This is a genomic window from Pseudomonas sp. NFX5, from assembly GCF_049132125.1.
GTDB classification, from domain to species: Bacteria; Pseudomonadota; Gammaproteobacteria; order Pseudomonadales; family Pseudomonadaceae; genus Aquipseudomonas; species Aquipseudomonas marginalis.
Genome location: NZ_JAFMZG010000031.1, coordinates 317,403 through 331,851 on the forward strand (window position 1 = coordinate 317,403; position 14,449 = coordinate 331,851).

Genomic DNA, 14,449 nt, shown 5'->3' on the forward strand with positions numbered 1-14,449 from the left:
CCAGTAAAGCCTGGCGGCTGTAAGCAAATTACCTGGCGAGCTCACTGCACTACGCGATAACACGGCACATACGCCGCGCCACCCGGCAACTTCATGCGATGCTGGGCAACGAACGCCTGCAACAGCTCATCCAGTGGCTTCATGATGGCCGGGTCGCCGTGGATCTCGTACGGGCCATGTTCTTCGATCAGGCGAATGCCCTTGTCCTTCACGTTACCCGCCACGATCCCCGAAAACGCACGGCGCAGGTTGGCTGCCAGTTCATGGGGCGGCAGTGCGTGGCTCAGTTGCAGGCTGGCCATGTTTTCGTGGGTCGGGTCGAACGGGCGCTGGAAGCCTTCGTCGATCTTCAGCAGCCAGTTGAAGTGAAACGCGTCGTTGCGCTCACGGCGGAACTGCTTCACCGCCTTGAGGCCGGCAGTCATCTGGCGGGCCACTTCGGCCGGGTCGTCGATGATGATCTGGTAGTGCGCCTGCGCGGCTTCGCCGAGGGTGGCGCCGACGAAGGCATGCAATTGTTGCAGGTACGGCGCGGCTTGTTTCGGCCCGGTGAGAATGACCGGGAAGGGCACGTCGCGGTTGTCCGGGTGCATCAGGATGCCCAGCAGGTACAGGAACTCTTCGGCCGTACCGGCGCCGCCGGGGAAGATGATGATGCCGTGGCCTACGCGCACGAAGGCTTCAAGGCGTTTTTCGATGTCCGGCAGGATCACCAGTTCGTTGACGATCGGGTTCGGCGCTTCGGCGGCGATGATGCCCGGCTCGGTCAGGCCCAGGTAGCGCCCGCCGGTAATGCGTTGTTTGGCGTGGGAAATGGTCGCGCCCTTCATCGGGCCTTTCATCACGCCCGGGCCGCAACCGGTGCACACGTCGAGGCTGCGCAGGCCGAGTTCGTGACCGACTTTCTTGGTGTATTTGTACTCTTCGGTATTGATCGAGTGCCCGCCCCAGCACACCACGATCTTCGGCTCCACGCCCGGACGCAGGGTGCGAGCATTGCGCAGCAGGTGGAATACGTAGTCGGTGATGCCCTGGGAGTTGCTCAGGTCGATGCGCTGGCTGTCCAGCTCGTTCTCGGTGTAGACGATGTCCCGCAGGGCGCTGAACAGCATTTCGCGGGTGCTGGCGATCATTTCGCCATCGACGAAAGCATCGGCGGGGGCGTTCAACAGCTCCAGGCGCACGCCACGGTCCTGCTGGTGGATGCGCACTTCAAAGTTCTTGTAGGCGTCGAGGATGGTCTTGGCGTTATCGATATGGGCGCCGGTGTTGAGGATCGCCAGGGCGCACTGGCGAAACAGGGTGTAGATGCTGCCGGTACCGGCTTCGCTCAGTTGCTGGACTTCACGTTGGGACAGGGTTTCGAGGCTGCCCTTGGGGCTGACGGAGGCATTGATGACTTGGCGTTGGGGCATTCTGATTCCTTGAAAACGCAGCCACCGCACCTGTCGAGGTGCGATGACGTGAGAATGGTGGGCGCAGGTTAGGGCGCACGAGCCGGATATTTACCTCAGGCGCAGGGCCGAGCGCAAATACCGTCCAACACCATCATGCCGCAGAACTTACTCAATCAGCTTCCAGTTTTTGTAGAAAACCCGACGCAGGGTAAAGACCAGCCCGGCAAATCCCGCGATGACGGCGTTAAGCACCGACGGCAGCGGCGTCGGCCGTACGATGTCGATGAACAGGCAGTAGCGCTTGGCGTCGTTCTTGTTGAAGGACGCATGCATCAGCGTGTCATCAAAGATAAACAGCGGGTCGTCGTGCCAGTAGTGCTTGTGCTTGCCGACCTGGATGTACACGCCGTCGTGATGGGGCGCCGGTGCCATGTTGTAGAGCACGCGGAACATCATGCGCAGGGGACCGAAGTGAAAGGACGTCGAGCGGTTCTCGTTGAACACCGACACGCCGATGGTTTTCACGAACGGCAGTTTTTTGCGTAGTTCAGGAATATCCAGGGTGGTTTCGATCGGTCGCCCGTACCACTGGAAAAACAACATGCCGCGCTTCTTCTCGGCCATGCGTTCGTCCAGGTAGCCGATGATTTCATCCTTGTGGGCCATGGCGTCATCAAGCACCTGTTGCAGGTCTGTGCGCCAGGCCGGTGGCAGGTCGCCCATCGTGTAGACGTGACGGTTACGCGCGCTCAGCAGGTCGAACAGGGTGTTGAACGGCGCCAGCAGCCAAGTGTTGCGACCGCTGCCGATAAAGTATTTCTTGACGGTCGGCTTGTCATACAGGCCGTTACGCAGGAAGTCGTAAACGCCACACACCAGTACCAGGCAGAGGAACACCAGGGTGGTTTCGGGGAACACATCGATAATCAGCAACACGCCGAGTACCCAGGCGACCGATACCGCTTTCTTACGCAAAGCAGACTTGTTCATGCAACTCAGCTCCAGGAGGACGCCATTCGACAGGTCCGGATCCGTGGCCGCGAGTGGTGGGGTTTTGAAACATAATGAAACATCTTCGTCATGATAAGGCGTCCAGCAGCGGATTGGCGTTTTAAATAGTGCAAAATTGTGAAGGCTCGACACAGTCTTTAACCCTGGTGGGCTCGTATGGATTGGATTTTGTAAACAGAAGATTTGCGACTATCGTGACGCTTCGGTTTTTCGGACGTCATAGACCGGTACGATTGAAGTTGAATGGCCACCATTGGCCTTCGGCACCTTGGAAGAGGCAGAAATTTTATGATCATCAAACCGCGGGTTCGTGGCTTTATCTGTGTGACCGCTCACCCTGTTGGCTGTGAAGCGAACGTCAAGGAACAGATCGACTACGTAACTGAGCACGGCGCCATCAAAGACGGCCCGAAGAAGGTGCTGGTCCTTGGCGCTTCCACCGGCTACGGCCTGGCCGCGCGCATCAGTGCAGCGTTTGGCTGCGGCGCCGACACCCTGGGCGTGTTTTTTGAGAAAGAAGGCGAAGAAGGCAAGCTGAGCTCCGCCGGCTGGTACAACAGCGCTGCGTTCGAGAAGTTTGCCGTTGAAAAAGGCCTGTACGCCAAGAGCATCAACGGCGACGCGTTTTCCGACGAGATCAAGCGCCTGACCATCGAAACCATCAAGAAAGACCTGGGCAAGATCGACCTGGTCGTCTACAGCCTGGCCGCGCCACGCCGTACCGATCCCAAGACCGGTGAAGTCTACAACTCCACCCTCAAGCCAATCGGCAAGGCTGTAACCCTGCGCGGTATCAATACCGACAAAGGCGTTGTGGTCGACACCACCCTCGAACCTGCAACCCAGGAAGAAATCGACGGCACCGTCAATGTCATGGGCGGCGCCGACTGGCAGCTGTGGATCGACGCCCTGCGTGACGCCGACGTACTGGCCGAAGGCGCCAAGACCACCGCGTTCACCTACCTCGGTGAGAAGCTGACCCAGGACATCTACTGGAACGGCTCCATCGGCGAAGCCAAGAAAGACCTGGACAAGAAAGTCCTGACCCTGCGCGACAACCTCGCTGCACTGAAGGGCGACGCCCGCGTATCGGTTCTCAAGGCGGTGGTCACCCAGGCCAGCTCCGCGATCCCGATCATGCCGCTGTACTTGTCGTTGCTGTTCAAGGTGATGAAAGAGCAGGGCACCCACGAAGGCTGCATCGAGCAGGTCTACGGCCTGTTCAAGGACAGCCTGTACGGCAGCGAGCCGAAGCTCGACGCCGACGGCCGCCTGCGTGCCGACCTGGCCGAACTGGAACCGAAGGTCCAGGACGCCGTGGCGGCACTGTGGAACCAGGTCACCGACGAGAACGTCAACGAGATCAGTGATTTCGCCGGCTACAAGGCTGAGTTCCTGCGCTTGTTCGGCTTTGAAGTCGATGGTGTGGACTACGAGGCTGACGTCAACCCGACCGTGAAGATCAAGGGTCTGGTCCAAGCCTAAACGCGGTTAAAAATGTGGGAGGAGGCGTGTCCCCCTCCCATATTTGTTTTTTTGGTTTTTCAGATCCGTCTTACGCTCCGGCGCGCACCTCCCTCCTTGTAAATCTGCCAGACTCCCTCAGCTCTCAAACCATGCTAACGGAGGATCTGATGACGATTCGTGCAGTCGTTTTTGATTTCGGCGGTGTTCTCTTCGATTGGAACCCGCAGCACCTCTATCGCAAACTGATTGCCGACGAGCAAGAGCGGCAGTGGTTCCTCGATAACATCTGTACCCAGGCCTGGAACACCGAGCAGGATGCGGGGCGGCCGCTGGCCGAAGCCACGCAGATCCTGATCGATCAATACCCCGAGCATGAACCCTTGATCACGGCCTATTACGGCCGCTGGCACGAAATGCTGCGTGGCCCGTTGCCCGAAGGCGTGGCGATTCTCAACGCGCTGCATCAGGCCAACATGCCACTGTTCGGGCTCACAAACTGGTCGGCCGAGACCTTTCCCTATGCGCTGGCCCATTACCCCTTCCTTCGCAAATTTCGCAACATCGTGGTATCTGGCGAGTTGAAGCTGATCAAGCCTGACGCGGCGATCTACCACGCCAGTCTCAGCCAGGTACGGGTGTACCTGCCGGATATCCAGCCGGGGGAAGTGGTGTTTATCGATGATGTCGCCGGCAATATCGAAGCGGCCGTCGCCCTCGGCTGGCAAGGCATTCACCATGTGTCTGCCGAGCAGACGGCGGCGCGACTGCGCGAGTTGGGCGTGGGCTTCTAGCGCGCCCACTTTTCCATGGCGAAATCCACAAAGGCGCGCAGCTTCGGCAAGCGATAACGGTCCTGGCCGTACAGCAGATGCATGGGCCGGCTGGGCAGTTGATAGGTGGTCAGCAAGGCCACCAGCTTGCCGGTTTGCAGGTCGGGCTGTACCAGGGCATCCGGCAGCATGACGATCCCCATGCCTTGCACGGCGGCCTGGCGCAAGGCCTGGGAGCTATTGATGGTCAGCGAGCCGGACACCGGGATTTCCACTTCGCCTTCTGCGCCGGTCATGCGCCACAACTTGTCGGCGTTGCGCCAGTCATCGGTGGAAGGGTAGGCGAACGCCAGGCAGTCGTGCTGTTGCAGGTCCTCGGGCGTTCGGGGTGTACCACGTCGCGCCAGGTAGTCCGGTGAGGCGCACAGGGTGATGGTGTAGTCCTGCATCGGTCGGGCGATCAGGCTTGAGGGTTCCAGCTCGCCCAGGCGGATAGCCACGTCAAAGCCGCTGTCTACCATGTCCATGCGCTGGTTGCTGAGCACTACGTACAGCTTGATCAGCGGGTAGCGCTGGGAAAACTCGCTCAGGGCCGGCGCCAGGCGTTCAGTGCCGAACGCCGGTGGCGCGGTGATGCGCAGTGTGCCTTTGGGGACGTCGCCGTGGGCCTGTTCGGCCCATTGCTCGGAGTCGGCCACCAGCCCGAGTACTTCCAGGCAACGCTGGTAATACTGGCCGCCGAACTCCGTGAGGCTCTGTTTGCGGGTAGTGCGCTTGAGCAGGCTGACGCCCAGGCGTTGTTCGAGAGCGCGCAAGTGGTTGCCGACCATGGTGGTCGACATCCCGCAGGCGTGTGCGGCGGCGGTCATGCTGCCGGTCTCCACCACTTTCACGTAGACCGACATCGCTTGGAACAGGTCCATTATCAAGTCCTGGTTTAAAGTTATTGCAGGAAGGCGCAGTTTATCCAGCTGGGATGGCTAACGATACTGTTGCTATCTCAACGATGCACTGGAGTCCGCCACCATGACCGCCGCCTGCCTGATGACCACCTATCAACCCCTGGCCCTGAGTTTCACCCGTGGCCTCGGCACGCGCCTGTGGGACCAGCAGGGGCGCGAATACCTGGACGCAGTGGCGGGTGTGGCGGTGACCAACGTCGGGCATTCCCACCCGAAACTGGTGACGGCCATCAGCGAGCAGGCCGGCCTGTTGTTACACACCTCCAACCTCTACAGCATCGACTGGCAACAACGTCTGGCCCAGCGCCTGACGCGGCTGTCCGGCCTGGACCGTGCCTTCTTCAATAATTCCGGCGCCGAAGCCAACGAGACGGCGCTGAAACTGGCGCGGTTGCATGGCTGGAAAAAAGGCATCGAAGAGCCCTTGGTGGTGGTGATGGAGAATGCCTTTCATGGCCGTACGCTGGGCACCATGGCGGCCAGCGATGGCCCCTCGGTGCGCTTGGGCTTCCAACGCTTGCCGGGGGATTTTCTCAAGGTCAGGTTTGGTGATCTGGCGGCGATCGAGGCAATCACCCAGACGTTTGGCACACGGATCGCGGCGGTCTTGCTGGAGCCCATCCAGGGCGAAAGTGGTGTACTGCCCGCGCCGCCGGGTTACCTGCAAGCCCTGCGTGACCACTGCACACGGCACGGCTGGCTGATGATGCTCGACGAAATCCAGACCGGCATCGGCCGCACCGGCGCCTGGTTTGCCTTCCAGCATGAAGGCATTGTCCCGGATGTGATGACCCTGGCCAAAGGCCTCGGCAATGGCGTGCCCATCGGTGCGTGCCTGGCCAGGGCGGCGGTAGCCGCGCTTTTCACGCCCGGCAGTCACGGCAGCACCTTTGGCGGCAACCCGCTGGCGTGCCGGGTGGGCTGCACGGTGTTGGACATTATCGAAGAGCAAGGCTTGTTGCAGAACGCTGCACAACAGGGCGAGCGCTTGCTGGCGCGGTTACGCATGGAATTGGAAGAGCATCCGCAGGTGCTGGCGATTCGCGGGCAGGGCCTGATGATCGGTATTGAACTGGCCAGCCCCTATCGCGACCTGGCCCAGCGTGCTGCCCAGGAGCATGGGCTGCTGATCAACGTGACGCGGGGCAAGGTCATTCGCCTGCTGCCGCCGCTGACCCTGGATGCCAAGGAGGTGGAGATGATCGTGCGGGCCATCACTCGGCTATTGAACTAGGTCCTTTCCGTTGAGCCACTCCTGGTTCATGGTTTCGGTATCCCCCAGGTATTCCAATAACCACGCCATGGCCGGGGACAGTTTGCTCTGTGCCCAGGCCACGCACGATGGGCTGGCCGGGAAGGGGCGCGTCAGTTGCAGCGCCACCAATTCACCGCGTTCGATCCAGGGCAATACCTGATGCGCCGGTGCCATGCCGACGCACAGGCCATCGCGCAGGCAATCGATGGCGGAGGCCCAGTTCGGGACTACCAACCGGCGTTGGTTATCCAGGGTCCAGGTGTCGCGCTTGGGCAGGTTGCGCGAGGTGTCGGTCATGCACAGCGAGGCGAAGGGGCGCAGTTGGTCGTCATTGAGCAACCCGTCCACCGCCGCCAATGGGTGCCGGGCGCTGACCACGCACAGCCAATTCAATAAGCCCATATCGCGAAAAGTAAAGTGACTGGCCACCGGCACGGCGCTGGTGGCACCGATGACAATATCGGTGCGCTCATCCGCCAGGGCATCCCACACACCGTTGTACACCTCGTATTCCAGCAGCAATTCCACCTCGGGAAACTGCCGATAGAAATCCAGCACCAACTGTCGGCAGCGCTGGGGTTTGACGATGGAATCCACCGCGACCTTCAACTGGCCACTCCAGCCATTGGCCACCTGCTGGCACAGGCGCCGTGTGCCGAGCATTTTTTTCATTACCCCGCGGGCCTCGTCGATAAACAGGCGGCCGGCGGGTGTCAGTTCCACATCACGATGCCGGCGCACAAACAGCGGTACCGCCAGCCACTCTTCAAGTTGGCGTACGGTATAACTGATGGCTGACGGCACGCGGTGCAATTCCTGGGCGGCGGCGCTGAAGCTGCCATGGCGCGCTACCGCATCGACGACATCCAGGGAGTATTCGGACCACATGAGGGTTGCCTTCAAAATTATTGATAACAGACGCCAATTATTATCGCTTCACAGCAAAACTGTCAGCTTCATAATGGGCGGCAGTCAGCAAATAGTTTGATGGCAGGATTAACAAGGTTTCAATGAAAAATTCTTTTGGTTTCACCTGGTATCTGGCGGGGCTGAGCATGCTCGGTTACCTCGCCATGGACATGTATTTGCCGGCATTCGGCGCCATGGGCGAGCAGTTGCAGATTGGTGCGGGCGCGGTGGGCGCCAGCCTGAGTATCTTCCTCGCGGGCTTTGCCGTGGGGCAGTTGCTGTGGGGGCCGTTGTCCGACCGCCTGGGGCGCAAGCCGATCCTGCTCGCAGGCTTGAGCCTGTTTGTCGTGGGTTGCGCGGGGATGTTTTGGGTCGAGACCGCGCCGCAGTTGCTGGCCTTGCGCTTTATGCAGGCGATTGGCGTGTGTTCTGCGGCCGTGAGCTGGCAGGCGCTGGTGATCGACCGCTACCCGGCCGACAAGGCCCACCGTGTGTTCGCCAGCATCATGCCGTTGATGTCGTTGTCACCGGCGCTGGCGCCACTGCTGGGCGCGATGGTGCTGAACCACTTCGGTTGGCAGGCCATCTTCGGTGTATTGCTGGGGGTGTCGCTGCTGTTGTTGCTGCCGACGTTGTTCCTGCGCTCCGTATCGAAACCTCAGACGCGGGAAGACGAACCTTCGCGCCTTGGCTATTGGCAGTTGCTCACCTCCCGGGTGTTTACCGGCAATGTGATGATCTTCGCCGCCTGCTCGGCCAGTTTCTTCGCCTGGCTGACCGCTTCACCCTTCATCCTCGGCGACATGGGCTATAGCCCGAATGACATCGGCCTGAGCTACGTGCTGCCGACATTGGCGTTTCTGGTGGGTGGCTACAGTTGCCGTAGCGCTTTGCAGCGTTTCCAGGGCAAGACGCTGTTGCCGTGGTTGCTGCTGGCCTATTGCATCAGCATGGTGGCGCTGTACCTGGTCGCCACCTTGACCGTGCCGACGCTCACCACCTTGCTGATTCCGTTCTGCCTGATGGCGCTGGTCAACGGCGCCAGCTACCCGATCGTGGTGGCGAATGCGCTGATGCCGTTTGCAGAACATTCCGGCAAGGCGGCGGCACTGCAAAACACGCTGCAATTGGGCCTGTGCTTTCTCAGCAGCCTGTTGGTGTCGTCGATGATCGAACAGCCGTTGCTGATTACTGTGATAGTGATGCTGGCGACCGCGCCCTTGGCCGTCTTGGGCTATTGGCTGGCGCGGCCGAAAGCAGACAAGTCGGAACTGGCCGCCGCCTAGAACGTCACTTCCATGTTCACCGTCGGCGTTGACGTACGGCTGCCCCGGCCGCCGTCCACGCCGAACTTGTTATGCCAGTACTCGTAACCCACCCCGAGGTACAGGTTCGGCTTCACGCTCCTGCCCGGTCGCACCGCGACCATCAGCGCGCTGCGCATCAGGGTTTCCGGTGCCGTGTCACGGCCATGGTAGTCCGCGCCTTTTTCCCCGACGTAGTTCACAAAACCCTGGAATTTCGCCGCATGGTTGGCGATCTCGAAAGGGCGCATCCACGTCAGGTTGAGCATGTAGGTGTCGTCAAACGTGTGGTTCGACTCACGTGCACCGGGGATGCCGGTGTGGTTGCGCTCCTTGTAGTACAGAAGGCTCAGGTCCAGCACGCCCACGGTGTTGAACTTCAATGTCGGGCCGAGCACCAGTGCGCGTTTTTTCGCCGAAGCGACGTTGTTGTTGCGGTTGGCATCAAAGCCCAGGGTCAGCGCGTAATCCTTGACCAGCCCGGTGCCCAGGGGCACATCCAGCACCCGTGACGCATACAACTGATGCCGGTACACCGCGTACACCTCGCTGCCGCCGTGGTCGGTGCCCTTGCGCGGGTCGCGGTTGTCGGACAGGAACACGTCCAGGTTCAGGAAGTTGCTGCCATACCGGTAGCCGCTGGCGTGGGTAACGCTGTAGATGCGCTTGCTGAATTCGTCGGGGTTATTCGGATTGGTGAACTGCTGGCCGTAGCGAAAACCTACGCTGTTGTTCATCCATTCCACCGCGACGGCCTCCCCGCCGCCGAGGAGGGTGAGTGCAACGGTGGCTCCCTGTAATGCCTTTTTCATTGTTCTAGTGTCCTTTGGCGTTCTGGCTCATCACGGCCGGGTTGTTTTTGTAACGCCGATGGAGGGTATCTTGTTCGAGTGATTGTATACAACTCTATGGACATCCAGTCTAAACATTGCATACAGTGTCACCACAACAAAAACAGAGAACCCCTCACCATGACTATCCCGAAGGCGTCACCGCAGCGGCCGGAAGATGAGAATCTAGGCGTCGCCGCCAACATGGCTTACGGCCTGCAGCATGTGCTCACCATGTACGGCGGCATCGTCGCGGTACCGTTGATCGTGGGCCAGGCGGCCGGGTTGTCACCGGCGGATATCGGCCTGTTGATCGCCGCGTCGCTGTTTGCCGGTGGCCTTGCCACCCTGTTGCAAACCCTTGGCCTGCCGTTTTTTGGCTGTCAGTTGCCGCTGGTGCAGGGCGTGTCGTTTGCCGGTGTGGCAACCATGGTGGCGATTGTCGGCAGCGATGGCGCCGGCGGGGTACCGGCGATTCTCGGCGCGGTGATGGCCGCGTCGTTTATCGGGCTGTTGATCACCCCGGTGTTCTCGCGGATCACCCAGTTCTTCCCGCCGTTGGTGACCGGTATTGTGATCACCACCATCGGCCTGACCCTGATGCCCGTGGCGGCGCGCTGGGCCATGGGCGGTAACAGCCGCGCGGCGGATTTCGGCAGCATGCCCAATATCGGCCTGGCGGCGTTGACCCTGGTGCTGGTGCTGCTATTGAGCAAGATCGGCAGCGCGACCATCTCGCGCCTGTCGATCCTGCTGGCGATGGTGATCGGCACGGTGATCGCGGTGTTCCTCGGCATGGCGGATTTTTCCGGGGTCAGCCAGGGGCCTATGTTCGGTTTCCCTGCGCCGTTCCATTTCGGTATGCCGACCTTTCACATCGCGGCGATCATTTCCATGTGCATCGTGGTGATGGTGACCCTGGTGGAAACCTCGGCCGACATCCTGGCGGTGGGGGAAATCATCGATACCAAGGTCGACTCCAAGCGTCTGGGTAATGGCCTGCGCGCCGATATGCTGTCGAGCATGTTCGCGCCGATCTTCGGTTCGTTCACCCAGAGTGCCTTCGCCCAGAACGTTGGCCTGGTGGCGGTGACCGGAGTGAAGAGTCGTTTTGTGGTGGCAACCGGTGGCTTGTTCCTGGTAATCCTCGGCTTGCTGCCATTCATGGGGCGCGTGATCGCGGCGGTGCCGACCTCGGTACTGGGCGGTGCCGGGATTGTGCTGTTCGGCACCGTGGCGGCCAGTGGTATTCGCACCTTGTCCAAGGTGGATTACCGCAACAACATGAACCTGATCATCGTCGCCACGTCCATCGGGTTTGGCATGATCCCGATTGCCGCACCGAGTTTCTACGACCAGTTCCCCAGCTGGTTCGCGACCATTTTCCATTCGGGTATCAGTTCGTCGGCGATCATGGCGATCCTGTTGAACCTGGCGTTCAACCATTTCACCGCCGGTAACTCAGACCAGCAGTCGGTGTTTGTGGCGGGGACTGAGCGCAGTTTGTGTTTCCACGACGTAGCGGCGTTGCGTGATGGGGACTATTTCAGGGGGGGCAAGTTATTTGATGCCGAGGGCAAGGAAATTCCATTGGTGGCGCAGGAGCCAAGGAAAGCCCCACACGCAGAAACCACAGAGGTCTAAAAATGTGGGAGGGGGCTTGCCCCCTTCCACATTTGGAACTCAACCAGCCTTGCGGACTGTGTGCGGAACAGAGCACGCCTCATCCAGAAACTTCACCACGGTGCCCATGCACGCCTGGCGTTCTTCCACGTGGGGCATGTGGCTGGAGTCTTCGAACAGCGCCCAGCGCACATCCGCGATTTCATCCAGGAACGGCTTGACCACCAGTGGCGTGGCTTCGTCATGCCGGCCGGAGATCACCAGGGTCGGTACCTTGATCGCCGACAGGCGACCAATGGATTTCCAGTCCTTCAGGCTGCCGATCACGTGGAACTCGGTCGGGCCGCTCATGGCGTGATACACCGTGGGGTCCGAGTCGACCTGCGCGAAGGTGCGCGCCACTTCTTCCGGCCATGGGTTCACCCGGCATACATGCTGGTCATAGAACACCCGCGAGGCGGCGAGGTATTCCGGGTCGTGGTAGGTGCCGGCGGCTTCATGCTTGAGCAGGGTTTCATGCACGCCTTGGGGCAGCAGCTTGCGCAGGCGGTTGGCTTCGCTGACCCAGGTGCGCATGCAGGTCGGCGAGTTGGCCGGGATAAACGCACGCAGGCCCTTGGGTTGCAGGATTGCGTGCTCGCTGCCGAGCATGCCGCCCCAGGACTGACCAAGGATCGCGTAGTTATCGCTGATCTGCAGGTGGTCCAGCAGGTTGTCCAATTCTTTAAGGAACAGATCGACGGTCCAGAAGGACGGGTCTTTCTCAGGCAAGTGCGTGGAGCGGCCGTTGCCCAATTGGTCGTAGTGGATGACCGCATGACCGCTGGCCGCGACGTCCTTGAACGCGTCGACATAATCATGGGTGCAGCCCGGGCCGCCGTGGATGACCACCAGCGGCGTGCGGCCGCTGGCCAGGTCGCCAGTGACGCGGTACCAGGTCTGGTAGTCGCCAAACGCGGCATACCCTTCGCGGATTTTTTCGATGAAGTCCATTTCCTACCCTGCCCTGAAAAAATGATCAGGGACACGATAGTCTGCGGGCGAGATTTAGGTAACTAGCAAAACAGCTAGGTTTTGCCGGGGGATCAGTCTTCCAGCAGGCGGTAATGGGTGGCGCGGACCACCGCCTGCACGCGGTTCTTGGCGCCCAGTTTGTGCATCGCCGAGGCCAGGTGCAGGGTGACGACGGCCAGTGAGCGGCTCAGTTGCGTGGCGATTTCGGCGGCGGTCAGGCCGTCGGCGGCCCATTTGAGGCATTCGCGTTCACGTTTGGTCAGGTGAATGTGCGGGTAGGTGCGCAGCTCCTTGCCGAACAGCGGGTAGGCCGCTTCCTGCAAAGCGTGGGAAATCAGGCTGAAGTCCGACAAGGTCTGCTGCGCGTCCTGCAACACGGTAGGCGTTTTGCCAGTGCGCAAGCCGGTCAGTGACGCGAAGCCGCCACGGGGTAGATGCATCGGCACGCTGACGCCGCAGGTCAGTTGCTGGTCGTGCAGGTAGGATGAAACGGGGGCGTGGCAGGGGTCGATGATGGTTTGCAGGGCCGTGTCAGCCTTGGCTTCGTAGGACCACACGAACGGCGATACCGTGCGCAGGGCCAGGTGTTGCACCGGGTCGATCTGGTAGAAACCCTTGCTGCACCATAGTGCATGCCAATCGGTCGGCGTGTTACGCAGCTCCAGCACCGAGGGGGTGATCAACGCACCATTCTGGTCGATCGGCACCGGGGTGTAGTCGTATACCAGTGCATCGAAGCCCAACTGCTGGGCGAGGATAAAAGTGTTGTCCATCTGCTCATCCAGGCTCCTGCCCGGCATCAGACGATTATTGAAGGCAGTTAGCTTGGCCAGCATCCGTTCTGCTCCCGAATTCATTTGAATCTCCACTTCCTGCAAGTAGAATGCCACGCCCCGGCGAAGGACTGCCAGGCCAAACCTATAAGAAATACCAGGTTATGGACGCGCGGCATCCCCGGTAGTGTTGGCCTGATAAACGGCCGCTGCCCGCCAGGCCGAAACAACACAAGGAATGTATGCATGTGGCGTGAAATTGCCCCCGACCAGCAGTACAACGTGCAAGTCGATGGCCACAACCTCGTGGTCTACAGCTTCGGCGAAGGCGATGAGGTGCTCTTGTGTCTCAACGGCGGGCCGGGCCTGCCGTGTGACTACTTGCGCGACGCCCATGGCTGGCTCAAGGACCATGACCTGCGAGTGGTTGCATTCGACCAGCTTGGCACAGGCGCATCAGCCAGACCGACCGATGTTTCCCTGTGGGAAATCCGCCGTTATGTCGAAGAAGTCGAAACCGTACGCCAAGTCCTTGGCCTCGGCCGCGTGCACCTGCTCGGGCATTCCTGGGGCGGCTGGCTGGGCATCGAATACGCCATCCATTACCCCGACAGGCTGAAAAGCCTGATCCTCGAGAACACCGTCGGCGACATTCCGCATCTTTCTCAAGAACTCGAACGCCTGCGCGGCGCGCTGGGCAGTGAGACCGTGGCGATGATGCAACGCCACGAAGCCATGGGTACCCTGGATCACCCGCAATACCAGGCCGCGATCACCTTGCTCAACTATCGCCATGTGTGTCGTCTTGACGAATGGCCCGAGCCGGTCAAGCGCTCCCTCGGCGACTGGAACATGGGCCCCTACGAAACCATGCAGGGCCCCAACGAATTTCTCTACGTCGGCAACCTCAAGGACTGGAACCGCATCCCCGAGATGGCCGCTTTCAACATGCCGATCCTGATCACTACCGGCCAGCACGACGAACTCACCCCAGCCTGCGCCATGCGCATGAAGATGGCGGCCAGACACGCCGAACTGCATGTATTTCCCAACAGTAGCCATATGCCGTTCTATGAAGAGCCACAGGCTTATTTTCCGGTACTGTTGGACTTTCTCGCTCGCCACCGAGGCTGA

13 protein-coding genes are annotated in these 14,449 nt (G+C 60.5%); 6 read left to right on the top strand and 7 right to left on the bottom strand.

The genetic code is table 11. From position 1 onward, the window contains the following. Positions 1–41 precede the first annotated feature (41 nt). Positions 42–1,415: a nucleotide 5'-monophosphate nucleosidase PpnN gene (ppnN, locus tag J1N02_RS22150; RefSeq protein WP_027604203.1), complete on the bottom strand. Its 1,374-nt coding sequence runs from the start codon at positions 1,413–1,415 to the stop codon at positions 42–44. 147 nt (positions 1,416–1,562) lie between these two features. Further along, the gene (locus tag J1N02_RS22155; RefSeq protein ID WP_027604202.1) at positions 1,563–2,387 is read right to left on the bottom strand and encodes an aspartyl/asparaginyl beta-hydroxylase domain-containing protein; all 825 of its coding nucleotides are present in this window, start codon (positions 2,385–2,387) and stop codon (positions 1,563–1,565) included. A gap of 309 nt (positions 2,388–2,696) precedes the next feature. On the opposite strand from J1N02_RS22155, the gene fabV reads away from it, so the two are divergent. Next, positions 2,697–3,893, top strand: a complete 1,197-nt coding sequence (gene fabV, locus J1N02_RS22160) for an enoyl-ACP reductase FabV (protein ID WP_092359000.1) — start codon at positions 2,697–2,699, stop codon at positions 3,891–3,893. 149 nt (positions 3,894–4,042) lie between these two features. Beyond that, positions 4,043–4,666: an HAD family hydrolase gene (locus J1N02_RS22165; protein WP_027604200.1), complete on the top strand. Its 624-nt coding sequence runs from the start codon at positions 4,043–4,045 to the stop codon at positions 4,664–4,666. Here the strand turns inward: J1N02_RS22165 and J1N02_RS22170 are convergent. After that, positions 4,663–5,568, bottom strand: coding sequence for a LysR family transcriptional regulator (locus J1N02_RS22170; protein WP_108574018.1), 906 nt, complete (start codon positions 5,566–5,568; stop codon positions 4,663–4,665). The genes J1N02_RS22165 and J1N02_RS22170 overlap by 4 nt on opposite strands. 103 nt (positions 5,569–5,671) lie before the next feature. Here J1N02_RS22170 and J1N02_RS22175 point away from each other — a divergent pair, with 103 nt between their 5' ends. After that, entirely contained in the window at positions 5,672–6,841 is a 1,170-nt protein-coding gene (locus J1N02_RS22175; RefSeq protein ID WP_027604198.1) for an aspartate aminotransferase family protein, read from the top strand. Here the strand turns inward: J1N02_RS22175 and punR are convergent. Further along, on the bottom strand, positions 6,830–7,750 hold the full coding sequence (punR, locus tag J1N02_RS22180; protein WP_027604197.1) for a DNA-binding transcriptional activator PunR: 921 nt from the start codon (positions 7,748–7,750) through the stop codon (positions 6,830–6,832). The two genes, J1N02_RS22175 and punR, sit on opposite strands and share 12 nt — an antisense overlap. 122 nt (positions 7,751–7,872) lie before the next feature. Here punR and punC point away from each other — a divergent pair, with 122 nt between their 5' ends. Further along, positions 7,873–9,057: a purine nucleoside transporter PunC gene (gene punC / locus J1N02_RS22185; RefSeq protein WP_027604196.1), complete on the top strand. Its 1,185-nt coding sequence runs from the start codon at positions 7,873–7,875 to the stop codon at positions 9,055–9,057. Here punC and J1N02_RS22190 read toward each other — a convergent pair. Next, positions 9,054–9,887 (bottom strand): nucleoside-binding protein, encoded by an 834-nt coding sequence (locus J1N02_RS22190; protein WP_092359010.1) that lies wholly within the window; start codon positions 9,885–9,887, stop codon positions 9,054–9,056. The genes punC and J1N02_RS22190 overlap by 4 nt on opposite strands. A gap of 159 nt (positions 9,888–10,046) precedes the next feature. Here J1N02_RS22190 and J1N02_RS22195 point away from each other — a divergent pair, with 159 nt between their 5' ends. Further along, positions 10,047–11,549 (top strand): nucleobase:cation symporter-2 family protein, encoded by a 1,503-nt coding sequence (locus J1N02_RS22195; protein WP_027604194.1) that lies wholly within the window; start codon positions 10,047–10,049, stop codon positions 11,547–11,549. Positions 11,550–11,588: 39 nt separating this feature from the next. Here the strand turns inward: J1N02_RS22195 and J1N02_RS22200 are convergent, their stop codons facing one another. Beyond that, positions 11,589–12,521, bottom strand: a complete 933-nt coding sequence (locus J1N02_RS22200) for a proline iminopeptidase-family hydrolase (RefSeq protein WP_027604193.1) — start codon at positions 12,519–12,521, stop codon at positions 11,589–11,591. 92 nt (positions 12,522–12,613) lie between these two features. Further along, on the bottom strand, positions 12,614–13,378 hold the full coding sequence (locus J1N02_RS22205; protein WP_027604192.1) for a LuxR family transcriptional regulator: 765 nt from the start codon (positions 13,376–13,378) through the stop codon (positions 12,614–12,616). Positions 13,379–13,561: 183 nt separating this feature from the next. Between J1N02_RS22205 and J1N02_RS22210 the strand changes: the two genes are divergently transcribed. Further along, a complete protein-coding gene (locus J1N02_RS22210; RefSeq protein WP_421147748.1) occupies positions 13,562–14,449 on the top strand; it encodes a proline iminopeptidase-family hydrolase in 888 nt (295 codons plus the stop codon).